19 protein-coding genes are annotated in these 22,862 nt (G+C 66.9%); 9 read left to right on the top strand and 10 right to left on the bottom strand.

What is annotated here, in order from left to right; genetic code table 11:
- Positions 1-4 precede the first annotated feature (4 nt).
- Positions 5-544, top strand: coding sequence for a peptide deformylase (gene def / locus AC07PZ_RS22835; protein WP_495297441.1), 540 nt, complete (start codon positions 5-7; stop codon positions 542-544).
- 57 nt (positions 545-601) lie between these two features.
- On the opposite strand, the gene AC07PZ_RS22840 is transcribed toward def, so the two are convergent.
- Positions 602-1,006, bottom strand: coding sequence for a DoxX family protein (locus AC07PZ_RS22840; protein WP_495297442.1), 405 nt, complete (start codon positions 1,004-1,006; stop codon positions 602-604).
- Positions 1,007-1,151: 145 nt separating this feature from the next.
- Between AC07PZ_RS22840 and AC07PZ_RS22845 the strand changes: the two genes are divergently transcribed.
- The 5 genes from AC07PZ_RS22845 (at position 1,152) to AC07PZ_RS22865 (ending at position 6,054) form a co-directional block, all read left to right on the top strand.
- Positions 1,152-2,186, top strand: coding sequence for an amino acid ABC transporter substrate-binding protein (locus AC07PZ_RS22845; protein WP_495297443.1), 1,035 nt, complete (start codon positions 1,152-1,154; stop codon positions 2,184-2,186).
- 118 nt (positions 2,187-2,304) lie between these two features.
- The gene (locus tag AC07PZ_RS22850) at positions 2,305-3,315 is read left to right on the top strand and encodes an amino acid ABC transporter permease (RefSeq protein WP_495297444.1); all 1,011 of its coding nucleotides are present in this window, start codon (positions 2,305-2,307) and stop codon (positions 3,313-3,315) included.
- An 86-nt stretch (positions 3,316-3,401) separates the two neighbouring features.
- The gene (locus AC07PZ_RS22855; RefSeq protein ID WP_495297593.1) at positions 3,402-4,403 is read left to right on the top strand and encodes an amino acid ABC transporter permease; all 1,002 of its coding nucleotides are present in this window, start codon (positions 3,402-3,404) and stop codon (positions 4,401-4,403) included.
- A 25-nt stretch (positions 4,404-4,428) separates the two neighbouring features.
- The gene (locus tag AC07PZ_RS22860) at positions 4,429-4,566 is read left to right on the top strand and encodes a hypothetical protein (RefSeq protein ID WP_495297445.1); all 138 of its coding nucleotides are present in this window, start codon (positions 4,429-4,431) and stop codon (positions 4,564-4,566) included.
- A gap of 111 nt (positions 4,567-4,677) precedes the next feature.
- On the top strand, positions 4,678-6,054 hold the full coding sequence (locus AC07PZ_RS22865; RefSeq protein WP_495297446.1) for a homoserine dehydrogenase: 1,377 nt from the start codon (positions 4,678-4,680) through the stop codon (positions 6,052-6,054).
- A 139-nt stretch (positions 6,055-6,193) separates the two neighbouring features.
- Here AC07PZ_RS22865 and pgm read toward each other — a convergent pair whose 3' ends face one another.
- Genes pgm through map form a run of 4 tightly spaced genes read right to left on the bottom strand, consistent with a single transcriptional unit; the run spans position 6,194 to position 12,016 of the window.
- Positions 6,194-7,843: a phosphoglucomutase (alpha-D-glucose-1,6-bisphosphate-dependent) gene (gene pgm / locus AC07PZ_RS22870; RefSeq protein WP_495297447.1), complete on the bottom strand. Its 1,650-nt coding sequence runs from the start codon at positions 7,841-7,843 to the stop codon at positions 6,194-6,196.
- Position 7,844: 1 nt separating this feature from the next.
- Positions 7,845-8,534 (bottom strand): HAD family hydrolase, encoded by a 690-nt coding sequence (locus AC07PZ_RS22875; protein WP_495297448.1) that lies wholly within the window; start codon positions 8,532-8,534, stop codon positions 7,845-7,847.
- 43 nt (positions 8,535-8,577) lie between these two features.
- Complete coding sequence (locus tag AC07PZ_RS22880; protein WP_495297594.1) at positions 8,578-11,175, bottom strand: [protein-PII] uridylyltransferase; 2,598 nt, start codon at positions 11,173-11,175, stop codon at positions 8,578-8,580.
- A gap of 25 nt (positions 11,176-11,200) precedes the next feature.
- The gene (map, locus tag AC07PZ_RS22885) at positions 11,201-12,016 is read right to left on the bottom strand and encodes a type I methionyl aminopeptidase (protein ID WP_495297449.1); all 816 of its coding nucleotides are present in this window, start codon (positions 12,014-12,016) and stop codon (positions 11,201-11,203) included.
- A 158-nt stretch (positions 12,017-12,174) separates the two neighbouring features.
- Between map and purL the strand changes: the two genes are divergently transcribed.
- On the top strand, positions 12,175-16,161 hold the full coding sequence (gene purL, locus AC07PZ_RS22890; RefSeq protein WP_495297450.1) for a phosphoribosylformylglycinamidine synthase: 3,987 nt from the start codon (positions 12,175-12,177) through the stop codon (positions 16,159-16,161).
- Between the two features lie 91 nt (positions 16,162-16,252).
- Complete coding sequence (ygiD, locus tag AC07PZ_RS22895; protein ID WP_495297451.1) at positions 16,253-17,152, top strand: 4,5-DOPA-extradiol-dioxygenase; 900 nt, start codon at positions 16,253-16,255, stop codon at positions 17,150-17,152.
- A gap of 158 nt (positions 17,153-17,310) precedes the next feature.
- On the opposite strand, the gene AC07PZ_RS22900 is transcribed toward ygiD, so the two are convergent.
- The 5 genes from AC07PZ_RS22900 to AC07PZ_RS22920 form a co-directional block, all read right to left on the bottom strand.
- Complete coding sequence (locus AC07PZ_RS22900) at positions 17,311-18,096, bottom strand: foldase protein PrsA (RefSeq protein WP_495297452.1); 786 nt, start codon at positions 18,094-18,096, stop codon at positions 17,311-17,313.
- A 92-nt stretch (positions 18,097-18,188) separates the two neighbouring features.
- Positions 18,189-18,452, bottom strand: a complete 264-nt coding sequence (locus AC07PZ_RS22905) for a BolA family protein (protein WP_495297453.1) — start codon at positions 18,450-18,452, stop codon at positions 18,189-18,191.
- Positions 18,449-18,991, bottom strand: a complete 543-nt coding sequence (locus AC07PZ_RS22910) for a septation protein A (RefSeq protein WP_495297454.1) — start codon at positions 18,989-18,991, stop codon at positions 18,449-18,451. The genes AC07PZ_RS22905 and AC07PZ_RS22910 overlap by 4 nt, the downstream gene beginning before the upstream one ends.
- Positions 18,992-19,038: 47 nt before the next feature.
- On the bottom strand, positions 19,039-19,467 hold the full coding sequence (msrB, locus tag AC07PZ_RS22915) for a peptide-methionine (R)-S-oxide reductase MsrB (RefSeq protein ID WP_495297455.1): 429 nt from the start codon (positions 19,465-19,467) through the stop codon (positions 19,039-19,041).
- The gene (locus AC07PZ_RS22920; RefSeq protein WP_495297456.1) at positions 19,464-20,966 is read right to left on the bottom strand and encodes a protein adenylyltransferase SelO; all 1,503 of its coding nucleotides are present in this window, start codon (positions 20,964-20,966) and stop codon (positions 19,464-19,466) included. Before AC07PZ_RS22920 ends, msrB begins: the two co-directional genes overlap by 4 nt.
- Before the next feature lie 159 nt (positions 20,967-21,125).
- Between AC07PZ_RS22920 and AC07PZ_RS22925 the strand changes: the two genes are divergently transcribed.
- Positions 21,126-22,769: a 3-(methylthio)propionyl-CoA ligase gene (locus AC07PZ_RS22925; RefSeq protein ID WP_495297457.1), complete on the top strand. Its 1,644-nt coding sequence runs from the start codon at positions 21,126-21,128 to the stop codon at positions 22,767-22,769.
- Positions 22,770-22,862: the final 93 nt, after the last annotated feature.

The following is a 22,862-nucleotide window of genomic DNA, read 5'->3' on the forward strand; positions in this document are numbered from 1 at the left end:
GCCCATGACCATTCGCGAGATCCTCAAGATGGGCGACCCGCGGCTGCTGCGCATCGCTCAGCCCGTCACCGCCTTCGACACCGATGAGCTGCACCTGCTGGTGCGCGACATGTTCGAGACCATGCATGCCGTCAACGGCGCGGGCCTGGCGGCGCCGCAGATCGGTGTCGACCAGCAACTGGTGATCTTCGGCACGAGCACGGTGAACCCGCGCTACCCGGACGCGCCCATCGTGCCGCGCACGGTGTTGCTGAACCCGGTGATCACGCCACTCGACGACGAGGAAGAAGAGGGCTGGGAAGGCTGCCTGTCGGTGCCGGGCCTGCGCGGCGTGGTGCCACGCTTCGCGAACATCCGCTACACCGGCTTCGACCCCTACGGCGACCCGATCGACCGCACCGTGAGTGGCTTCCATGCACGCGTCGTGCAGCACGAGGTCGATCACTTGCTGGGCAAGCTCTATCCGATGCGCGTGCGCGACTTCTCGCGATTCGGCTTCACCGAGGTCCTGTTCCCGGGCCTCGATGCGTCCGAGGACGACTGAGCCCGAGGGCGCCGCGCGAGCCGCGATGGCTGCGGCTTGCGCCCATCGACCGAGGTGTCAGTTGTATTTGCCGCCGCGGCCGCCGAGGCTGATGGCGCCGGCGCCCAGCAGCGCCACCGCGATGGCGCCGAACAGGTACATGCCTTGCAGTTCGAGCGCCCATCCGCCGGTCTTGGTGATGGCGGTCAGGTCCTTCATGTGGACCAGGCCGAAGGCGAACAGCATGTTGATCGCGATGACCAGCGCGGCAGGCCGGGTGAACACACCCACGATGACCAACACCGGTGCGACGACTTCGCCGATGTACGCGAGATAGGCCAGCGCGGCCGGCAGTCCGTGAGAAGCCAGCATGCCCGAGATGAAGCCTACGCCCGAACTCAGCTTGGCGATGCCGTGCAGCAGGATCAGGATACCCAGGGCCAGGCGAAGAACGAGTTTGCCGGTGTCGTCGGAACGGGTCATGGAATCACTACCTTTTCTAAAAAGACGCGCGATTGTGAGCCAAGAAGGCGCGCGTTTTCTGAAGAATTTGCTTGTGCCCATCCCTTCTTTGGCAGACTGTTCACACGCCCCGTAAACTGCCGGCGCCGTCATTGAGGAATACACCATGAACCAGAACATCCGCCCGGCCCTCGTGGCCATCGCCGCCGTCCTGGCGTTCGCCGCAGCACCGGCAGCCTTTGCAGGCAAGACGCTCGATGCCGTCAAGCAGCGCGGCACCGTCAAGTGCGGCGTTACCAACGGGGTCGCCGGCTTCTCGGCACCCGACACCCAGGGCAACTGGTCGGGGCTCGACGTCGACACCTGCCGCGCAGTCGCCGCCGCGGTGCTCGGCGATGCCAAGAAGGTCGACTTCGTGCCGCTCAATTCGCAGCAGCGCTTCTCGGCCCTGCAGGCCGGCGAGATCGACATCCTCGCCCGCAACACGACCTGGACGCTGACGCGCGACGCGTCGCTCGGCTTCAACTTCACCACCATCACCTACTACGACGGCCAGGGCTTCCTGGTGCCGAAGAAAATCAAGGTGACGAGCGCCAAGCAGCTCAAGAACGCCACCATCTGCACGCAGTCCGGTACCACCAACGAGAAGAACGTGGCCGACTACTTCAAGGCGCAGAACATCCCGGTGAAGACCGTGGTGTTCGAAAGCTTCGAGGCCTCGTTCAAGGCCTTCTTCGCCGGTCGCTGCCAGGCCTTCACGACCGACACGTCGGCGCTGGCCGGGCTGCGCAACAAGGAAGCGCCGAACCCTGACGACTACGTCATCCTGCCGGAGCTGATCTCCAAGGAACCGCTCGCGCCGCTGGTACGCCGTGGCGACGACGAGTGGTTCGCCATCGTCAAGTGGGTGCCGAATGCGCTGATCGAGGCCGAGGAGGCCGGCATCACGCAGGCGAACATCGACGATCTCAAGGCGAACAGCAAGGACCCGGCGCAGCAGCGCCTGGTTGGCACGGGCGACGATCTCGGCAAGCTGCTGGGCCTGGACAAGGAGTGGTCGTACCGTGCCGTGAAGGCGGTCGGCAACTACGGCGAAATCTTCGAGCGCAACGTGGGGCCGAAGTCGGTGCTCAAGCTGCCGCGGGGCTCGAACAATCTGTGGAGCAAGGGCGGCCTGCTCTACGCGTTGCCTGTGCGTTGACTCGCCCCCAGGCTTCGCGCACTTCGTGTCGCTTCGCCAACCCCCTGCCCGGGGGCAACACCAACGGCCCGGCGAAGCCGGTTCCGTGGTGTTCCTGTGGTGAGGGAAGGAGCTTTTTATGAGTGGGAATGACTGGGCGCCGGGTGCCCGCCGCGGGGTTTGGCTCGCCTGGGCCGTGCAGGCTCTGCTGGTTCTTGCCGTCGTGGGTGGCGTGGTCTGGGTGGTGCATCACGCGCTGGAAGTGCTGCGCTCGCGCGGGGTGCGGTCGGGCTTCGACTTCCTGCTGCAGTCGGCCGGCTTCGAGATCTCTGAGGGCTGGCTCGACTTCGATTCGGGGCAGCCGTTCTGGCGTGCCTTCCTGGCCGGGCTGATCAACACGGTGCGTGCAGCGGTGCCGGCGGCGGTCGTCGCCGTGCTGCTGGGTACGCTGCTCGGCATTGGCCGGCTTGCGCCGCACGTGCTGGTGCGCGGGCTGTGCGGGGTGTACGTCCAGACGCTGCGCAACATCCCGCTGCTGGTGCAGATGTTGATGCTGTATTTCGCGCTGACCCAGTTGCTGCCGGATTCGACCGACGCCATGGAACTGCTGCCAGGGTTCTGGCTCAGCAAGGGCGGCCTGTCGATGCCGTGGCCGGTGCGGGAGGCCGGCGCGTTCTGGCCGACGCACCTCGAGTGGCCCGAGCGCGGCAGCTTCAACGTGAGCGGCGGCGCGGCGCTGAGTCCCGAATACCTCGCGGTGACGGGCGCGCTCGCGCTCTACACCGCTGCCTTCGTCGCGGAGATCGTGCGTGCCGGCATCGGGTCGGTCGCGCAGGGGCAGAAGCTGGCCGCGGGTGCGCTCGGCTTCACGCCGCTGCAGCAACTGCGCATCGTCGTGCTGCCGCAGGCGCTGCGTGTGATCGTGCCGTCGCTGACGAACCAGCTGTTGAGCCTCACCAAGAATTCGTCGCTGGCGGTCGCGGTCGGCTATCCGGAACTGGTGTCGGTCGCCAATACATCGCTCAATTCCACCGGCCGGGCCTTCGAGTGCATCGCGGTGGTGATGGCGGTGTACCTGCTGCTGTCGCTGCTGATCTCGGCGGGCATGAACCGCTACAACGCGCGTGTTGCGTTGCGAGGCTGGCAATGAGCCGGACGCCCACCGACTTCTCCGCACAGGGTGCCCCGGTCGTGCCGGCCTGGCAGCGCTGGCGCAGCGAACTCGCCGGTACGCCGATGCGTGCGCTGGCGACGTTGCTCGTTCTGTTGCTGGCTGCCTGGGTGCTCGCGCATGCCATCGACTGGGCGGTGCTGCACGCGGTGTTCCGCCCCGATGCCGAGGGCTGCCGCGCGCTGCAGCACGGCGCCTGCTGGGGCGTGATCGCCGAGAAATGGCGGCCGCTGCTGTTCGGCCGCTATCCCTACGAAGACCAATGGCGCCCTGCGATCGCGGTCGTCCTGCTGTCGGCCGTGACCCTGCTCAGCGCCTGGCCGCGCAGCTGGCGCTGGTGGTTGCTGCCGCTGTGGCTGGTCGCGCTGGGGTTGTTCGTGGTGTTGATGCGCGGTGGTGTGGCGGGTCTGGTGGAAGTGCCGACCAGCCGTTGGGGTGGGCTGCCGCTGACGATCGGCCTGGCGGTGGTCGGGCTGGCGCTGGCCTTTCCGCTGGCGCTGCTGCTCGCGCTCGGGCGGCGCTCGCAATGGCCGGTCGCGCGCACCCTGAGTGCGACCTACATCGAGCTGGTGCGCGGTGTGCCGCTGATCTCGGTGCTGTTCATGGCGTCCTTCCTGCTGCCGTTGCTGTGGCCTGCAGGCTGGCAGCCGGACGTGCTGGTGCGCGTGCTTGCCGGACTCACGCTGTTCGTCGCAGCCTACCTTGCGGAGATCGTGCGCGGCGGCTTGCAGGCCGTGCCGCGCGGGCAGATCGATGCCGCGATGGCGCTCGGCTTCGGACGATGGCCGGTGCAGCGCGACATCGTGCTGCCGCAGGCGCTGCGGCTCGTCGTGCCGGCGCTCACGAACAACGTGGTGGGCACGCTCAAGGACACCTCGCTGGTGACGGTGGTCGGCCTGTTCGAGCTCACCGGTGCGTTGGGCCTGGCGCTGGGTGGCGACCCGACCTGGCGGCCGTTCTACCTCGAGGGCTACCTGTTCATCGCCGCGGTGTATTGGGTGATGTGCTTCGGCCTGTCGCGCTACAGCGCATGGCTGGAGCGGCGCCTTTCCGCTGGCGCGCGCTGAGGCCTGCGGTACACTCCGGGCCGTCATGTCGATCCAGCATTCCATTCAAACCGCGTCCTTCGCCGCCTGCACGCCGTGCATGAGCCGGATGATGCCGCCTGCCATCGCGCAGGCAATGGTCGTTGCTCGAATGATTACCACCATTACCATCGCGGCCACCTGAGCACGCGCAGGTGGCCGTTTCGGCAGCCACCTGGTGTACACGCTCTCTCCGAACGAATGAACCCAGCTCTGGCAGCTGGGTTTTGTTTTTCTGTCGTTTGGAGTTGATGCCATGTACCGAGATCCCGTCGAATCCCGCGAATCCCTCACGCCGCTCGCCGCGCGCGAGCACCGCCTGTCCACCCGCGCGCTGCGCGTCGGCATGATCGGTATCGGGACGGTCGGATCCGGCACCTTCCGCGTTCTGGCGCGCAACCGTGCCGAGATCGCGGCGCGGGCGGGCCGGTCGATCGAACTCGTGATCGTGGCGGCGCGCAACCTGGCACGCGCCGCCACGATCGTCGGTGCGGATCTGCCGCTCACCGACGATCCGATGCAGGTCGCGACCCATCCCGATGTCGATGTGGTCGTCGAGGTGGCAGGTGGCACCGGTCCGGCGCGCGACTGGGTGCTGGCCGCCATTGCGCACGGCAAGCACGTGGTCACGGCCAACAAGGCACTGCTCGCGGTGCATGGCGAAGAGATCTTCGCGGCGGCGCGCGAGCGGGGCGTGGTCGTCGCCTATGAAGGCGCGGTGGCCGTGAGCATCCCGATCGTCAAGGCCTTGCGCGAAGGGCTCGCGGCCAATCGCATCGAGTGGGTCGCCGGCATCATCAACGGCACCACCAACTTCATTCTCAGCAAGATGCGCGACGAGGGGCTGGACTTCTCCACCGCCCTGGCCCAGGCCCAGGCGCTGGGCTACGCCGAGGCCGATCCGACCTTCGACATCGAGGGCATCGATGCCGCCCACAAGCTCTCGTTGCTGGCGGCCAATGCCTTCGGCATGCCGCTGCGCTTCGCCGATGCACAGATCGAGGGCATCACGAAGCTGCAGGCCATCGACGTGGCATGCGCCGAGCAGCTCGGTTTTCGCATCAAGCTGCTGGGTGTGGCGCGGCGCCAGGCGCAGGGCGTCGAGCTGCGCGTGCAGCCCGCGCTCGTGCCCGCTGCGCACCTGATGGCCAATGTGCATGGCGCGATGAACGCGGTGATGGTGAAGGCCGACGCGGCCGGCCTCACGCTGTACTACGGCGCCGGTGCCGGCTCGGAGCAGACCGCTTCGGCGGTGATCGCCGACCTGGTCGACGTGGCGCGGCTCGATGGTGCCGATGCGGCGCGGCAAGTGCCGCACCTCGGCGTGCATGCGCATGCGACCAACGACCTGTCCGTGCTGCCGCGTGCTGCGGTGAATACATCGCACTACCTGCGTGTGCCGGTGCGCTCGGCGAGCGGCATTCAGCGCGTCGCGGCCTGTCTCGCCGAACAGCAGGTGCCGGTGCGGCAGGTCGCCCTTGCGGGCCAGAACGACGATGCCGGGCCGCAGGTGCTAGTGCTCACCGGGCCGGTCGCGCAAGGCGTCCTGGATTTGGCCGCGCATGCTTTGCAATCGCATGCGGAGGTGAGTGGCGCAGTGACGTCGCTGCGCGTCGAAGAGCTGGCCGCCTGATCCGCTTGCAGGCGTCGTAGAAGCGGACGCGATCAAGGCTGGAAACACCGCAGAACCGGCTTTGCCGGGCTGCCGGTGCTGCCCCCGGAAGGGGGTTGGCGAAAGGCGACACGCAGTGCGCCGAAGCCTGGGGGAGAGCCTAACCCTCCAGCGCAGCGTCCACCACGTGCTGCGCTTCCTCGAGGATGCGTTTCAGATGGTCGGGGCCGACGAAGCTCTCGCCGTAGATCTTGTAGATGTCTTCCGTGCCGGACGGCCGGGCCGCGAACCAGCCGTTGGCCGTGACGACCTTCACGCCGCCGATCGCAGCGCCATTGCCGGGCGCATGGCTCAGCACCTGGAGCACCTTTTCGCCGGCGAGCTCGGTCGAGCTCACCTGCTCGGGCGACAGCGTCGACAACCGCTTCTTCTGAGCGACCGTGGCGGCCGCATCGACACGGTCCGACACCGGCTTGCCCAGCGCCTGTGTCAGCTCGACGAAGCGTTCACCCGGGTCGCGGCCCGTCTTGGCGCGGATCTCGCCGGACAGCAGCGCGGCCACGATGCCGTCCTTGTCGGTCGTCCAGACGGATCCGTCGCGCCGCAGGAAGGTCGCGCCCGCGCTCTCTTCACCGCCGAAACCCAGCGTGCCGCCGACCAGGCCGTCGACAAAGTACTTGAAGCCGACCGGCACCTCGTACAGCGTGCGGCCCAGGCTGGCGGCCACGCGGTCGATCATCTGGCTGCTGACCAGCGTCTTGCCGACGGCCGCGTCGGCGGCCCACTGCGGACGGTGGGTGAACAGGTAGTCGACCATCACCGCGAGGTAGTTGTTGGGCTGCATCAGGCCCGCAGTGCGCGTCACGATGCCGTGGCGATCGTGGTCGGTGTCGCAGGCGAAGGCGATCGGGAAGCGGTCCTTCAGCGCGATCAGGCCATTCATGGCGCTCGGCGACGACGGGTCCATGCGGATGCGGCCGTCCCAGTCGAGCGACATGAAGCGGAAGCGCGGATCGACCTCGCGGTTCAGCACCGTGAGCTTGAGCTTGTAGCGCTCTGCAATGGCCGGCCAGTAGTTGACGCCCGCGCCGCCCAGCGGATCGACGCCGAGTTCGACGTCTGCGCCACGGATCGCGTCCATGTCGATCGCCTGGTCGAGTTCGCCGACGTAGCTGTTCAGGTAGTCGTGGCGATGCGTGGTCGATGCCCGAAGCGCCTGGGCCAGGGGCAGGCGCTTCACGCCGTCGAGGTTGGCCGCCAGCATCCTGTTGGCCGCGGCTTCGACGGCCGAGGTGATGTCGGTGCCCGCGGGGCCGCCGTTGGGCGGGTTGTACTTGAAGCCACCGCTCTCGGGCGGGTTGTGCGACGGCGTGATCACGATGCCGTCGGCCAGTCCGCTGGTGCGGCCGCGGTTGTAGACCAGGATCGCGTGCGACACCGCGGGCGTCGGCGTGTACTCGTCGTCCTGCGAGAGCATCAGCTCGACGCCGTTGGCGGCGAGCACCTCGATCGCGCTGCTGCAGGCCGGTGTCGACAGCGCATGCGTGTCGATGCCGAGGAACAGCGGGCCGTCGATGCCCTTCTGCTTGCGGTAGTCGCAGATCGCTTGCGTCACCGCCAGCACGTGCCATTCGTTGAACGAGTTGTCGAAGGACGAACCGCGGTGGCCGGACGTGCCGAAGGCCACGCGTTGCGCGGCGACCGACGGGTCGGGCCGGCCGCTGTAATACGCGGAGACGAGCCGCGGCACGTCGACCAGCACGTCGTAGGGCGCCGGCTGGCCGGCGAGGGGATGGATCTTCTGGCTCATATCAGTGGTTGCTCGGGGTTGGCCATGGGAGGTGGATCAGGTCGCCGATACGCTCGATCGTGATGTCGGCCGGCGGAAAGCCCGCCAGCGCTTCGGTGTCGAGCGCGTAATGGCCCTGGCGCACGAAGACGGTGGTGAGGCGGTCGCCCCAGCCGGCCTTCATGGCGGTCAGGATGCGCAGCTTGTCGTCGACCATGACGTAGTGTCGCGCGGGATGGGCCTGTTCGATCGCGTCCAGCATCTCTTCCTTGTGGACATAGATCAATACCCGGCCTTCCATTGCGTCCCACAGGCCCGAGCGCTGCACCTTGCGCGGCTGGAACACGACATCGCCGTCGGACACGATCACGGTCGGGCCGTGCTGGCGCAGTTTCTGGATCGCCGCCAGCGCGTAGGGGTACAGCCGGTCGGCGAAGGGGTAGTCGATCAGGAAGGTCGACATCAGCAGCAGCCGCGGGTCGTTCATGCCGCGGCGGGTGCTGTCGGTACGGTAGCGCTGCAGTGCGCCGAGGTAGTCGACGTAGCCGAGCTCGCTGCGCAGCGATTCGAGTGCCGCCCAGTAGCGGTCGGACTCGGTGCGGCCGAATTCGGATTCGAGGTGGGCGCGCAGGTCGGCCAGCACGCGGTCGTTGTCGAGCAGGGTGTTGTCGACGTCGATCAGGAAGGCAATGTCGTCGGTGAAGTGCTGCATGGGGGTCGCTGTCGTGTCGTTGGCCGAGTCCAGCGCCCCCGCGTCACGCGGCGGTTGCGCCCAGGGCGTCCATCAATTCGGTTTCGATCGCCAGCTGTGCCCGCTGGCCTGCAAGTTCCGGACCGCTGATGAGGAAGGTGTCTTCCACGCGCTCGCCCAGCGTCGTGACCTTGGCGAGCTGCAGGTTCAGTTCGTGGCGTGCCAGCACGCGTGCCACCGAGTACAGCAGGCCGGCCCGGTCGCTGGCCGAGATGCTGAGGAGCCAGCGCTGGGCCTTGTCGTCGGGCACCAGGCTGATGCGCGGCTGGATCGGGAAGCTGCGCACCCGGCGCGACACGCGGCCCTTGCTCGGCGGCGGCAGCGGACCGGCCTCGACCAGCGTCTGGGTCAGGCCGGTCTCGACCATGCTGATCAGGTCGCGGTAGTGCTCGGGAATGAAGCCGGCGATGACCTGGAAGGTATCGAGCGCATAGCCATTGCTGGTCGTGTGGACCTTGGCATCCAGGATGCTGAAGGAGGCCTGGTCGAAGTAGCCGCAGATGCGCGCGAACAGGTCTTGCTGGTCGGGCGTGTAGACCGCGACCTGCAGGCCTTCGCCGACCGGCGACAGGCGCGCACGCACGATGGCCGGCGCCTTCGGGTCGATCGGCACGCCGCGGGCCGGCACGTAGCGCGACAACTGCTTGGTGTGCCAGGCGATCTCGCCCGCGTCATGGCGCATGAAGTAGCCGACGTCGAGCGTTTCCCACAGTGCCTTGTGCGACTCGAAAGGCATGGCGTGCAGCGCGAGCTGCACCAGCGCTTCGCGCTTGCGTGCCTCGACCTCGGCGTCCGGGTCGGGCATGTGGCCGCCGAGCGCACGCGAGGTGGCGCGATAGAGGTCTTCGAGCAGCTTGCCCTTCCACGCGTTCCACACGCGCGGCGACGTGCCGCGGATGTCCGCGATGGTCAGGAGATACAGCGCCGTCAGGTAGCGCTCGCTGCCCACGCGCTTGGCGAAGGCGGCGATGACTTCCGGGTCGCTCAGGTCCTGCTTCTGCGCGACCACGCTCATGGTCAGGTGCTCCGACACCAGGAAGGCGATCAGCTGGGCGTCCTCGCGTGGAACCTCGTGCTGGCGGCAGAACAGCCGCACGTCGCGCGCGCCGAGCGTCGAATGGTCGCCGCCGCGGCCCTTGGCGATGTCGTGGAACAACGCAGCCACGTACAGCACCCAGGGCTTGTCCCAGCCGGCCGCCAATTGCGAGCAGAACGGGTACTCGTGCGCATGCTCGGCGATGAAGAAGCGCCGCACGTTGCGCAGCACCATCAGGATGTGCTGGTCGACCGTGTAGACGTGGAACAGGTCGTGCTGCATCTGCCCCACGATGCTGCGGAAGACGCGCAGGTAGCGGCCCAGCACCGAGGTCTGGTTCATCAGCCGGAACGCGTGCGTGATGCCGCGCGGCTCCAGCAGGATGCGCATGAAGGTCACGTGGTTCACGCGGTCGTTGCGGAACTTCATGTCCATCACCGGCCGCGCGTTGTACAGCGCGCGCAGCGTGCGCGCCGACAGGCCTTGCACGCCGATGGTCTTCTGGTACAGCAGGAAGGTCTCGAGGATCGCGCGCGGGTCGCGCAGGTAGAGGTCGTCGCTGGCGACCTCGATCAGCCCGGCCTTCTCGAAGAAGCGCTCGTTGATGCGGGTCGGTTCCTCGGCACGCGGCTGCAGCCGTTCGGCGATGTTGAGCAGCAGGATCTGGTTGAGCTGCGTGACCGCCTTGGCGGCCCAGTAGTAGCGCCGCATCAGCGCCTCGCTCGCCTTGCGCTGCGATTCGCCGACATAGCCGAAGGTCGCGGCCACGGCGGTCTGCAGGTCGAAGACCAGGCGATCCTCGCGCCGTTGCGCGACCACGTGCAGGCGCGCGCGGATCTGGCTCAGCAGCGCTTCGTTGTGCTTGATCTGCCGGACCTCGAAGGGCGTGGCCAGGCCGTTCTTGGCCAGGTCGTCCCAGCGCTTGCCGAAACCGGCGGCCTTGGACATCCAGAGGATGGTCTGCAGGTCGCGCAGGCCGCCCGGCGACTCCTTGCAATTGGGCTCGAGCGCATAGGGCGTGTCGTCGAACTTCTGATGGCGGTGCCGCATTTCCTGCGACTTGGCCGCGAAGAAGGCCTTCGGGTCGATGGCTGCAAAAAACCGCGAGCAGAAGGTCGTGTACAGCTTCTTGTCGCCGGCGATCAGCCGCGATTCGAGCAGCGACGTCTGCACGGTGACGTCCTTCTCGGCCTCGACCAGGCATTCGTCCAGCGTGCGCACGCTGGAGCCGATCTCCAGGCCGGCGTCCCAGCAGTTGCCGATGAAGGCCTCGAGCCGGGCCGGATCGATGCCTTCGGCATGCCCTTCGGGCAGCAGCAGCAGCACATCGACGTCGGAGTAGGGGAACAGTTCGCCGCGACCGAAGCCGCCGACCGCGACCAGCGCGAACGCGTCGCCGAAACCGGCGTCGGCCCACAGCGTGCTCAGCGCCTCGTCAGCCAGCGTCGCCAATCGGCGCAACGTCACATGCACGCTGCGCGCGGGCGCCTTGGCGCTGCGCAGGGCATCGAAAAGTGCCAGTTTCCTGGCGCGGTAGGCGTCGCGCAGCGCGCTCACTTCCGTCACGGCGGCGGTCACGGCGGGCGGCGGCTCAGGCCGTCACGAAGGCGGGAGGCGGCGGGCTGCCGGCGGACAGCGTCAGCACCTCGTAGCCGGTTTCGGTGACCAGCACCGAATGCTCCCACTGCGCCGACAGCGAATGGTCGCGCGTGACGATGGTCCAGCCGTCGTACTTGCCGCCCTTGGTGTCTTCCTTGATGTCGCGCTTGCCCAGGTTGATCATCGGTTCGATCGTGAAGATCATCCCGGGCTTGAGTTCTTCCATCGTGCCCGGGCGGCCGTAATGCAGCACCTGGGGTTCTTCATGAAACTTGCGCCCCACACCATGGCCGCAGAACTCGCGAACCACCGAATAGCCGTTGCCTTCGGCGAACTTCTGGATCGCGTGGCCGACGTCGCCCAGGTGCGCGCCGGGGCGGACCTGCATGATGCCGTGCCACATCGCCTCGTAGGTGACGCTGCACAGGCGCTTGGCCGCGATCGATGCGTCGCCGACGATGAACATCCGGCTGTTGTCGCCGAACCAGCCGTCCTTGATCACCGTGACGTCGATGTTCATGATGTCGCCCTTCTTCAGGGGCTTGTCGTTCGGAATGCCGTGGCACACCACGTGGTTGACCGACGTGCACAGCGACTTGGGGAACGGGACGCTGCTGGCGCCCATGTAACCCACCGTGGCCGACGTCGTGCCTTGCGTGGCCATGTACTCGGAGGCCAGCCGGTCGATCTCGTTCGTGGTGACGCCGGGTTTGACGAAGGGCGTGAGGTAGTCCAGCACCTCGGACGACAGGCGCCCCGCGACGCGCATCGCGGCGATGCCTTCGGCGTTGTTATAGGTAATGCTCATGGGGCCAAATTATCCCATCGAGGCCCGGTAAAATCCCGCGCTTGCCCGGATCGCCCCAGTCAGCGGCGGCCCGGGCGGATTTTTCCGATTCACTTCTCCAGTTGGCCTGCCAGGCCCATCCGACCGTGACGCAGCCCTCGCACCTCAGCCCTCCCGTCGTGACCGTCTTCGAGGGGAGCGACGCCCTCAGCGGCTTCCGCGCTCGCCAGCTCCTGCCCCGCCTGCAGGCGATCGAGCCGCGCATCGAGGCCATTTCGGCGCGTTTCGTGCATCTGGTCGTCACCGACAGCGCTCCTGAAGAGGCGGATCGCGCCCGTTTGGCGGCACTCCTCACCTATGGCGAACCCTTTACGCCGCCGAAGTCGTCGACCACGCTGGTGGTCACGCCACGGCTCGGCACCGTGTCGCCGTGGGCTTCCAAGGCCACCGACATCGCGCACAACTGCGGACTGGCGCTGCGGCGCGTCGAACGCGCCACCCAGTTCCACCTGCAGCTCAAGTCGCCGCTGATCGGCAAGACGCCGGTGCTGGAAGGCGACAAGCTCGCCGCCGTGGCTGCGCTGCTGCACGACCGCATGACCGAGTCGGTGCTGCCCGGCATCGATGGCGCAGCCGCGCTGTTCGCCGAGCTGCCTGCGCAGCCGATGGCGCAGGTCGATGTGCTCACCGGCGGCCGCGGTGCGCTGGTCGACGCCAACACCACCTTCGGCCTCGCGCTGGCCGAGGACGAGGTCGATTACCTGGTCGATGCCTTCACCAGGCTCGGCCGCAACCCGAGCGACGTCGAGCTGATGATGTTCGCGCAGGCCAACAGCGAGCACTGCCGCCACAAGATCTTCAACGCCGATTTCGTGATCGACGGCGAGAAGCAGCCGATCAGCCTGTTCGGCATGATCCGCAATACCGAGAAGCTGAACCCGCAGCACACCGTGGTCGCCTATGCGGACAACGCGTCGATCATGGAAGGCACGCAGATCGAGCGCTTCGTCGCGCGCGACGGCGCGACCGGCGGCAGCTACGCGAAGGAAAGCGCGCTGAGCCACGTGCTGATGAAGGTCGAGACGCACAACCATCCGACCGCAATTTCTCCGTTCCCGGGCGCATCGACCGGCGCCGGCGGCGAAATCCGCGACGAGGGCGCGACCGGCCGGGGCTCCAAACCGAAGGCGGGCCTCACCGGTTTCACCGTGTCCAAGCTCTGGCCGGAAGACGGCCACTACGGCAAGCCCGAACACATCGCGAGCCCGCTGCAGATCATGACGGAGGGTCCGCTCGGCGGCGCCGCGTTCAACAACGAGTTCGGCCGGCCGAACCTTCTGGGCTACTTCCGCGAATACGAGCAGGCCATCGCCACCGATGCCGACACCGTGCACCGCGGCTACCACAAGCCCATCATGATCGCGGGCGGCCTCGGCAGCATCGACGCGACGCAGACGAAGAAGATCCTGTTCCCGGCCGGCTCGCTGCTGATCCAGCTCGGCGGGCCCGGCATGCGCATCGGCATGGGCGGCAGCGCCGCGAGTTCGATGGCCACGGGTGCGAACGCGGCAGAGCTCGACTTCGACTCGGTGCAGCGTGGCAATCCGGAGATCGAACGCCGTGCGCAGGAAGTCATCAACCATTGCTGGCAACAGGGCGCGGCCAACCCGATCCTTGCGATCCACGACGTCGGCGCGGGTGGCCTGTCGAACGCCTTCCCTGAACTGACGAACGACGCGGGCCGCGGCGCCCGCTTCGACCTGCGCAGCGTGCCGCTCGAAGAGTCCGGCATGGCGCCGAAGGAAATCTGGTGCAACGAGAGCCAGGAGCGCTACGTGCTCGCGATCGCGCCCGAATCGCTGGACCAGTTCAAGGCCTTCTGCGAGCGTGAACGCTGCCCGTTCTCGGTGGTCGGCGTGGCGACCGAAGCCCGCCAATTGCTCGTCGCGGACGAGGGCGCCGACGCGCAACCTGTCGACATGCCGATGGACGTCCTGCTCGGCAAGCCGCCGAAGATGCTGCGCGACGTGAAGACGGTGGCGCGTCAGTTCAAGCCGCTCGACCTGACCGGTGTCGAGCTGCAGAAGGCTGCGATCGACGTGCTGTCGCATCCGACCGTGGCCTCGAAGCGCTTCCTGATCACGATCGGCGACCGCACGGTCGGCGGCATGAGCCATCGCGACCAGATGGTCGGCCCGTGGCAGGTGCCGGTGGCCGACTGCGCGGTCACGCTGGCCGACTACAGCGGCTTTGCCGGCGAGGCGATGAGCATGGGCGAGCGCACGCCGCTGGCTGCGCTCGATGCGCCCGCGTCGGGTCGCATGGCGGTCGCAGAAGCGATCACCAACCTGCTGGCCGCACCGATCGAGCTGTCGCGCGTCAAGCTGTCGGCCAACTGGATGGCAGCCTGTGGCGAGCCCGGCGAGGATGCCGCGCTGTACGAGACGGTGAAGGCGGTCGGCCTCGAACTGTGCCCGGCGCTGGGCATCTCGATCCCGGTCGGCAAGGATTCGCTGTCGATGCGCACGCAGTGGTCGGACGGCGCTGAAAAGAAGAAGGTCACCTCGCCGGTGAGCCTGATCGTCACCGCCTTCGCGACGCTGGCCGATGTGCGTGGCACGCTCACCCCGCAGCTCGATCGCGATGAAGCCGACACCACGCTGGTGCTGGTCGACCTCGGCCGCGGACAGCATCGCATGGCCGGCAGCATCCTGGCGCAGACGCTGGGCCAAAGTGGCGATCGGGTGCCCGACCTGGATCGGCCCGAAGACCTGGTGAACCTGGTCAAGGCAGTGAACGCCTTGCGCAGCGACGGCAAGATCCTCGCGATGCACGACCGCAGCGACGGCGGCCTGTTCGCCGCGGCCTGCGAGATGGCGTTCGCGGGACATGTGGGCGTGTCGCTCAACGTCGACATGCTGGTCACCGAAGGCGATGGCATCTCCGACAGCCGCATGGAGACGGGCGACGCGAAGAACTGGGCGCAGCAGGTCAGCGCGCGGCGCGAGGAGCTCACGCTCAAGGCGCTGTTCAGCGAAGAGCTGGGCATGCTGCTGCAGGTGCGCACGGCCGAACGCAACGACGTGATGCAGGTGCTGCGCGCGCACGGGCTCAGCACGCACAGCCACTTCGTCGGCAAGACGCGTCCGGACGCCTCCACGATGGATGCCGGCAAGGGCAAGATCGAAGTCTGGCGCGACGCCAAGTCGGTCTTCAGCGCAAGCCTGCACGACCTGCACCAGGTCTGGGATTCGGTCAGCTGGAAGATCGCACGCGAACGCGACAACCCGGCCTGCGCGGACGCCGAGCATGCGGCCGCCGGTGCGCCGTCCGATCCGGGCATGCATGTCGTGCTGTCGGATGTGGCCGTGCGCGGCATCGCCGCCCCGGCGATCCTGCAGGCGCGTCCGAAGGTCGCGATCCTGCGCGAGCAGGGCGTCAATTCGCATGTCGAGATGGCCTATGCCTTCACCGAAGCCGGCTTCGAGGCGCACGACGTTCACATGACCGACCTGCAATCGGGCCGTGCCGACCTGGCGCAGTTCAAGGGTGTGGTCGCCTGCGGTGGTTTCAGCTATGGTGACACGCTCGGTGCCGGCATCGGCTGGGCACGCAGCATCACCTTCAACCCTGCGCTGTCGGCGCAGTTCCAGGCCTTCTTCGGCCGCGCCGACACCTTCGGTCTCGGCGTGTGCAACGGCTGCCAGATGTTTGCCGAGCTGGCCGACATCATCCCGGGTGCAGAGGCCTGGCCGCGTTTCACGACCAACCAGAGCGAGCGCTTCGAGGCGCGCCTGTCGATGGTCGAGGTGCTCGAGTCGCCGAGCATCTTCTTCGGCGGCCTGGCCGGCAGCCGGCTGCCGATCGCGGTGGCGCACGGCGAGGGCTATGCGAACTTCAAGCACCGCGGCGATGCCTCCAGGGCGATCACGGCGATGCGCTATGTCGACAACCACGGCCAGCCGACCGAGCAGTACCCGTTCAACCCGAACGGCAGCGCTGGCGGGCTGGCGTCGGTGACCACGGCCGACGGCCGCTTCACCGCCGTGATGCCGCACCCCGAGCGCGTGTTCCGCAACATCCAGATGAGCTGGACGGCCGGCGACAAGAGCGAATTCAGCCCGTGGATGCAGATCTGGCGCAATGCGCGCAAGTTCGTCGGCTGACATCCAGGTTTCGGTGATTCCTGTGCGTTTGCGCACCTGTTCGTGAAGAGAGGGCGCCTGCGTGGCACGCGGCGTGCTCAATGATCGGCCCATGCTGAACCGCCGTCACTTGCTGGGTGCCCTGGGCGCCGTCCTTCCGCTGGCCGACGTGCTGGCGGCCGAGCCTTTGCGCACGCTGAAGAAGTCGCCGCGGATGCCGGTGCTGTTCGTCGGCCATGGCAGCCCGATGAATGCGATCGGCGACAACGCCTATCGCCGGAGCTGGCAGGCCTTGGGCGCCGAGTTCGGCGCGAAGTACCCGGCGCCGCAATTGATCCTCTGCATCTCGGCGCACTGGCTCACGCAGGGCGGCTGGTACCTCACGGGCATGGCCAAGCCAAAGACGATCCATGACTTCGGCGGCTTTCCGCAGGAGCTGTTCGACCAGCAATACCCTGCGCCGGGCGCGCCTGCAGCGGCTGCCGAGATCGCGCAGGCCGTGCGTCAGCCGATGAGCGGCGCGGCGCTCGGGCTCGACAGGGACGAATGGGGCTTCGACCACGGGACCTGGTCGGTGCTGAAGCCGATGTTTCCGAAGGCGGACATCCCGTTGCTGCAACTGGGCATGGACTATGGCCGTTCGCCGGCCGAGCACTACATGGTCGGCCAGCAGTTGAAGGCGTTGCGCGAGCGCGGCGTGCTCATCGTCGGCAGCGGCAACATCGTGCACAACCTGCGTGTCACGCGGCGCGGCACGGCGCCGAACCAGGCCTATGACTGGGCCATCGAGTTCGACCGCATCGTTGCCGATCAACTCACGCGCGGCGATCTCGGATCGCTGCAGCGCTTTCAGGGTCTCGGCGCGGTCGCCAAGCAGGCGCACCCCACGCACGACCACTATCTGCCGCTGCTTCACGCGGCCGGTGCGGTGGACGCGAAAGACACGCCGCGTTTCTTCAATGCCGACTTTCAGTCGGCCTCGATCTCGATGCGGTCCGTCGTCTGGGCATGAAAAAAGCGGCCGCAGCCGCTTTCTTCATACTCATCTCCGCCGTCTGAGTCGTCAATCCAGAGACACCGCAGAACCGGCTTCGCCGGGTTGCAGGTGCCGCCCCCGGAAGGGGGTTGGCGAAAGCGACACGCAGTGCGCGAAGCCTGGGGGAGAACCTGTTACTCCACCTTGGCCTTGGCCCGCAGCTCTTCCTGGAATTTCTGCAGCTTCTGTTGCTGCAACTGCTGCAGCACCTGCGGCTTCACTTCTTCCAGCTTCGGCAGTTGCGTTGCACGGATCTCGTCGACACGGATGATGTGATAGCCGAACTGGGTCTTGACGGGTTCCGGCGTGGTTTCGCCAGCCTTCAGCTTGACCATGGCCGCGGAGAACTCGGGGACGAAGCTCGCGGGGTTGGCCCAGTCGAGGTCACCGCCATTGGCGCCCGAACCCGGGTCCTTCGATTCCTTCTTGGCGATGTCCTCGAACTTCGCGCCCTTCTTCAGGTCGGCCAGGATCTTCTTGGCCTGATCTTCCGTCTCGACGAGGATGTGGCGCGCCTTGTATTCCTGGCTGCCGTTGGCCGCAACGAACTTGTCGTACTCGGCCTGAACTTCGGCGTCGGTCACCGGGTTGGCCTTGCGGTAGTTGTCGAACAGCGTGCGGATCAGGATCGCCTGACGTGCGAGCTCGAGCTGGTTGCGGTAGTCGTCGCTGGCGTCCAGGCCCTGCTTCTGGGCTTCCTGCATGAACACTTCACGTGCGATCACTTCTTCACGCAGCTGGCCTTCCATCTCCGGTGTCACCGGGCGGCCGGCAGCCGCGAGCTGCTGCGCCAGCACTTCCATGCGGGCCTTGGGAACCGCTTTGCCGTTGACGATGGCAACGTTCTGCGCCAGCGCGCCGAACGAAGCGACGGACAGCACGGTGGCGACCGCAAGGGTCTTCAGGATGGGTTGTTTCATTGGAAAGTCCTCAGGACTCGAGAGTGATGGCGCTGTGGGCGCGGGGGTGAAAGACGTTGTCCTGTGCGTCCGTCGGACGACAGGAATCGGCCTCAGAGCGTTTCGATGGCGATGGCGTGAACGCCTTGGGCGATGAAAAACTGGAGCGCATCATACACAAGCCGATGGCGCGCCACGCGGGGCTTCCCGGCGAAAAGCGGGGAGGCGACACGCACCCGGAAATGGGTGCCGTAGCCTTCCGCGCCGGCCCCGGAGTGGCCGGCGTGCGCGGCGCTTTCGTCGAGCACTTCGAGCTGCGTGGGCTGCAGCTTGTCGCGCAGCACGGCATCGAGTTGGGCGGCGGTCGGGAGGCTCATGCCGCTGGCGTGTCGTCCGACTTCAGGTGCGGCGCGATGTACAGGCCCTGCGCAAGCAGGAAGACGATCGGGAACGCGTAACCCCAGAGCTTGAAGTTGACCCACGCCTCGGTGCTGAAGTACATCGCCACGTAGGCATTGATCGCCGACATGAAGATGCAGTAGGCGATCCACGCGAGGTTCAGGTGTGTCCATATGCGCGGGGGCAGCTGCAGCTGCGCACCGAGCATCACCTGCAGGAAGTTCTTGCGGAAGCCCCAGAGCGCGACCGCGAGCGCGACGGCCATCGCGCCGTACAGCACGGTCGGCTTCCATTTGATGAAGCGGTCGTCGTGCAGCACCAGCGTCAGCGTGCCGAACAGCAGGATGAGCACCAGCGTCGCCTTCTGCATGGTCTGCAGCTTGCGTTCCATCGCATAGGTGATCGCCATCTGGACCACGGTTGCGGCCATCAACACGCCGGTCGCGACGTAGATGTCGGCGAACTTGTAGGCGCCGAAGAACAGCAGGATGGGGAAGAAGTCGAGGATCAGTTTCATGCGGGCAGGCGAGAAGCGGGGGGCGATGGATGTCCAAAGGCGGGACGTCAGTCCTTGTCGCCTTCGAAAGCCAGCGAGGCGGAATTCATGCAGTAGCGTAACCCGGTCGGTGTCGGGCCGTCCGGAAACACGTGGCCGAGGTGGGCGCCGCAGTTGGTGCAGACGTTCTCGGTGCGCACCATGCCGTGCGAGCGGTCGACGATGTTGGTGATCGCGCCGGGCACGGCTTCTTCCGAGAAGCTCGGCCAGCCGCAGCCGGCGTCGAACTTGGTGCCGGACTCGAACAGCTTGGCGCCGCAGCAGACGCAGTGGTAGCTGCCGTCAGCCCAATGGTCTTCGTACTTTCCGGTGAACGGCCGTTCGGTCGCTGCGTGGCGCGTGACTTCGAAAGCGGCACGCTCCGCGCCTTTTTCGGCCAGTGCGGCCTTCCACTCGGCTTCGGTCTTCTGAACTTTGGGTGTGAAGGAAGAGGTCATGATGAGCAGCTGATTTCGATCGTGGAAGCCCAGTCGGGCGGGAAACCGGCATAGGCGTCGTGGCCGGCATGTTCGTCAAATGGGGTTTCGAGCAGATTCAGCAAGGTTGCGACGCCGGAGAAGTCCTTGCGCTGCGCAGCTTCGATCGCCTGCTGGCCCAGGTGGTTCCGCAGCACGAACTTCGGATTGACGCGCAGCATGCCTTCTCCGGCGACGCTGTCCTGAGCGGCGCCAAGACGTTCCGCATGGCGCGGCAGCCAGGCGTCGATGCCCGTGCGGTCGATGAACAGATCGGTGACGGGCGTGAAGTTGCCGTCGTTCACCGCGTGCGACAGGCGGCGCCAGAAGATGGTCCAGTCGGTGCGTTCGACGGCCAGCAGCTTGAGCACGTCGTCGATCAGCAGCCGGTCCCCATCGCGCGCGTCCGCCAGGCCGAGCTTGGCGCGCATCCGTCCTTCGAACTCGCGCGGAAATACCGAGCGGTAGGACGCCAGTGCCGCAACGGCCACTTCCTGTTCACCGATCAGCGGCAGCAGCGCCTGGCCGAGCGCGTACAGGTTCCAGTAGGCGACGTTGGGCTGCTGGTTGTACGCATAGCGGCCGTTGGTGTCGCTGTGGTTGCAGATGTGGCGCGGGTCGAAGCCGTCGAGAAACTGGAACGGGCCGTAGTCGATCGTGAGCCCGAGGATGCTCATGTTGTCGGTGTTCATCACGCCGTGGCAGAAGCCCACGGCCTGCCATTGGGCGAGCAGCGCCGCGGTGCGTTCGCTCACGGCCTCGAGCAGCGCGGCGTACGCGTTGCCGCCGAAACGCTCGCCGTGTCGGCAGGCCGGGTAGTAGCGGTCGATCACGTAGTCGGCGAGCGCACGCAGCTCGGCGTCCATCTGGTTCGCGGCGAAGTGCTCGAAATGTCCGAAGCGGATGAAGCTCGGCGCGACGCGCGCCACCACGGCGGCGGTTTCGAGCGTTTCGCGTCGAACACCCTGGTCGGAGCCGGTCACGCTGAGCGCGCGCGTGGTCGGTATGCCAAGCCCGTGAATCGCCTCGCTGCAGAGGAATTCGCGGATGCTGGAGCGCAGAACGGCGCGCCCGTCGCCGCCGCGGGAGTAGGGCGTCCGGCCTGCGCCCTTGAGCTGGAGTTCGAGCCCCTGCGCCGATTCGCCCAGCAGGATCGCGCGGCCGTCGCCGAGCTGGCCGGCCCAGACACCAAACTGGTGCCCGCTGTAGACGCTGGCCAGCGCGTCGCCGCCAGGCAAGCCGGCGTTGCCGGTCAACACCTCGAGCGCCTCGGAAGACGTGAACCAGTCCGGCGCCAGGCCGAGCGCGTGCGCGGTGCGTTCGCTGCGGCCGATCCAGTAGGGCGACGGCAGCGGCGTGGGGCGCAGGCGCGTGTGGAACGCGGGACCGAGGTCCGCGAAACCGTTGCGCCATGCCAGGCCCGTGGCGGGCGACTGCGTCGGGGGCTGGGCGGCCAGGGCGGGGTCGTGGGGCGAACTCATCGATCCGATTGTCCCGCAGCGCCTGTGCCACCCTGTCGCTTACGGGCATTCCCGCATCGTGACTTTTGTTGCACTGCGCAATACTTCGTCGCCGGCGCGCAATGACCCGAGGCGTCATTGCGCTGCGCCGTTCCCATTTTTCATTCGAAGGAAATGCCCATGCTGGGTTTGATGCAAGACCAACCGCTGTTGATTTCGTCGTTGATCGAATTCGCCGAGCGCCACCACGGCGACGCCGAAATCGTCTCGCGGCGTGTCGAAGGCGACATCCATCGCTACACCTGGACCGACGTCGCGACGCGCGCGCGCCAGATCGCCAATGCGCTGGAGGGCGAGAACCTGCTGTTCAGTGACCGTGTCGCCACGCTGGCCTGGAACGGCTATCGCCACCTGGAGCTGTACTACGGCGTGAGCGGTTCCGGCCGCGTGCTGCACACCGTCAACCCGCGCCTGCATCCCGACCAGATCGCCTGGATCGTCAACCATGCCGAAGACCAGATCCTGTGCTTCGACCTGAGCTTCCTGCCGCTGGTGCAGGCCGTGCACGCCCGCTGCCCGACCGTGAAGAAGTGGATCGCGATGTGCGACGCCGACCGCCTGCCGGTCGACAGCGGCGTTCCGAACCTGGTCAGCTACGAGGCCTGGATCGGCGCACAGCCGACGGCCTACGCCTGGCCCAGCTTCGACGAGAACTCGGCGTCGAGCATGTGCTACACGAGCGGCACGACCGGCAACCCGAAGGCTGCGCTGTACAGCCATCGCTCGACGCTGCTGCACGCGTACGCCGCGGCGCTGCCGGACGTGATGTGCCTGTCGGCGCGCGACTCCGTGCTGCCGGTGGTGCCGATGTTCCACGTCAACGCCTGGGGCATTCCGTACTCGGCTGCGCTGGCGGGCGCCAAGCTGGTGTTCCCGGGGCCGGCGATGGACGGCAAGTCGGTGTTCGAGCTGATCGAATCGGAGAAGGTCAGCTTCGCCGCAGGCGTGCCGACGGTCTGGCAGATGCTGCTCGGCCATGCGCAGACCCACGGCCTGAAGTTCTCGTCGCTCAAGCGCACCGTGATCGGCGGCTCGGCCTGCCCGCCGGCCATGATCCGCGCCTTCCAGGAGCAGTACGGCGTCGAGGTGCTGCATGCCTGGGGCATGACCGAGATGAGCCCGCTGGGCACGCTGTGCACGCTCAAGAACAAGCACCTGGCGCTGTCGGCCGAGGAGCAGACCGCCATCCGCATGAAGCAGGGCCGCGCGATCTTCGGCGTCGACATGAAGATCGTGGACGGCAACAACCAGGAACTGCCCTGGGACGGCAAGGCCTACGGCGACCTGCTGGTGAAGGGCCCGTGGATCGTCAAGGAATACTTCAAGGGCGAAGGCGGTGACCCGCTGATTCCCGATGCAGAGGACCGCGGCTGGTTCCCCACCGGCGACGTGGCGACCATCGACGCCGACGGCTACCTGCAGATCACCGACCGCAGCAAGGACGTGATCAAGTCGGGCGGCGAATGGATCAGCTCGATCGACATCGAGAACATCGCCGTCGCGCATCCGGCGATCGCGATGGCGGCCTGCGTCGGCGTGTTCCATCCGAAATGGGACGAGCGGCCGATCGTCGTGGTCGCCAAGAAGGCCGGCGCCGAGGTCACGCGCGAGGAACTGCTGAAGTTCTACGAAGGCAAGACGGCGAAATGGCAGATCCCGGATGACGTGGTGTTCGTCGAAGCCATCCCGCTGGGCGCCACCGGCAAGATCCTGAAGACCAAGCTGCGCGAGCAGCTCAAGGGCTACAAGCTGCCAGGTCTTTGAGAGCTCGATCTGCTTGCCGATCGGCAGGCAGATCCATTGGCAAAGTGCCCGAATCCGAGGGCCACGGGGGCGATTTCCTACCAATCGGTAGGA

Source organism: Variovorax sp. GW821-FHT10B04 (assembly GCF_059415645.1).

What these genes read in the sequence shown, in the direction of transcription:
- msrB (WP_495297455.1), bottom strand. Translation starts at nt 19,467, where the DNA reads ATGACCTCTTCCTTCACACCCAAAGTTCAGAAGACCGAAGCCGAGTGG.
- AC07PZ_RS22875 (WP_495297448.1), bottom strand. Translation starts at nt 8,534, where the DNA reads ATGCAGCACTTCACCGACGACATTGCCTTCCTGATCGACGTCGACAAC.
- AC07PZ_RS22840 (WP_495297442.1), bottom strand. Translation starts at nt 1,006, where the DNA reads ATGACCCGTTCCGACGACACCGGCAAACTCGTTCTTCGCCTGGCCCTG.
- AC07PZ_RS22925 (WP_495297457.1), top strand. Translation starts at nt 21,126, where the DNA reads ATGCTGGGTTTGATGCAAGACCAACCGCTGTTGATTTCGTCGTTGATC.
- AC07PZ_RS22910 (WP_495297454.1), bottom strand. Translation starts at nt 18,991, where the DNA reads ATGAAACTGATCCTCGACTTCTTCCCCATCCTGCTGTTCTTCGGCGCC.
- AC07PZ_RS22855 (WP_495297593.1), top strand. Translation starts at nt 3,402, where the DNA reads ATGCGTGCGCTGGCGACGTTGCTCGTTCTGTTGCTGGCTGCCTGGGTG.
- def (WP_495297441.1), top strand. Translation starts at nt 5, where the DNA reads ATGACCATTCGCGAGATCCTCAAGATGGGCGACCCGCGGCTGCTGCGC.
- AC07PZ_RS22905 (WP_495297453.1), bottom strand. Translation starts at nt 18,452, where the DNA reads ATGAGCCTCCCGACCGCCGCCCAACTCGATGCCGTGCTGCGCGACAAG.
- AC07PZ_RS22920 (WP_495297456.1), bottom strand. Translation starts at nt 20,966, where the DNA reads ATGAGTTCGCCCCACGACCCCGCCCTGGCCGCCCAGCCCCCGACGCAG.
- AC07PZ_RS22860 (WP_495297445.1), top strand. Translation starts at nt 4,429, where the DNA reads ATGTCGATCCAGCATTCCATTCAAACCGCGTCCTTCGCCGCCTGCACG.
- ygiD (WP_495297451.1), top strand. Translation starts at nt 16,253, where the DNA reads ATGCTGAACCGCCGTCACTTGCTGGGTGCCCTGGGCGCCGTCCTTCCG.
- AC07PZ_RS22850 (WP_495297444.1), top strand. Translation starts at nt 2,305, where the DNA reads ATGAGTGGGAATGACTGGGCGCCGGGTGCCCGCCGCGGGGTTTGGCTC.
- map (WP_495297449.1), bottom strand. Translation starts at nt 12,016, where the DNA reads ATGAGCATTACCTATAACAACGCCGAAGGCATCGCCGCGATGCGCGTC.
- pgm (WP_495297447.1), bottom strand. Translation starts at nt 7,843, where the DNA reads ATGAGCCAGAAGATCCATCCCCTCGCCGGCCAGCCGGCGCCCTACGAC.
- AC07PZ_RS22845 (WP_495297443.1), top strand. Translation starts at nt 1,152, where the DNA reads ATGAACCAGAACATCCGCCCGGCCCTCGTGGCCATCGCCGCCGTCCTG.
- AC07PZ_RS22865 (WP_495297446.1), top strand. Translation starts at nt 4,678, where the DNA reads ATGTACCGAGATCCCGTCGAATCCCGCGAATCCCTCACGCCGCTCGCC.
- AC07PZ_RS22900 (WP_495297452.1), bottom strand. Translation starts at nt 18,096, where the DNA reads ATGAAACAACCCATCCTGAAGACCCTTGCGGTCGCCACCGTGCTGTCC.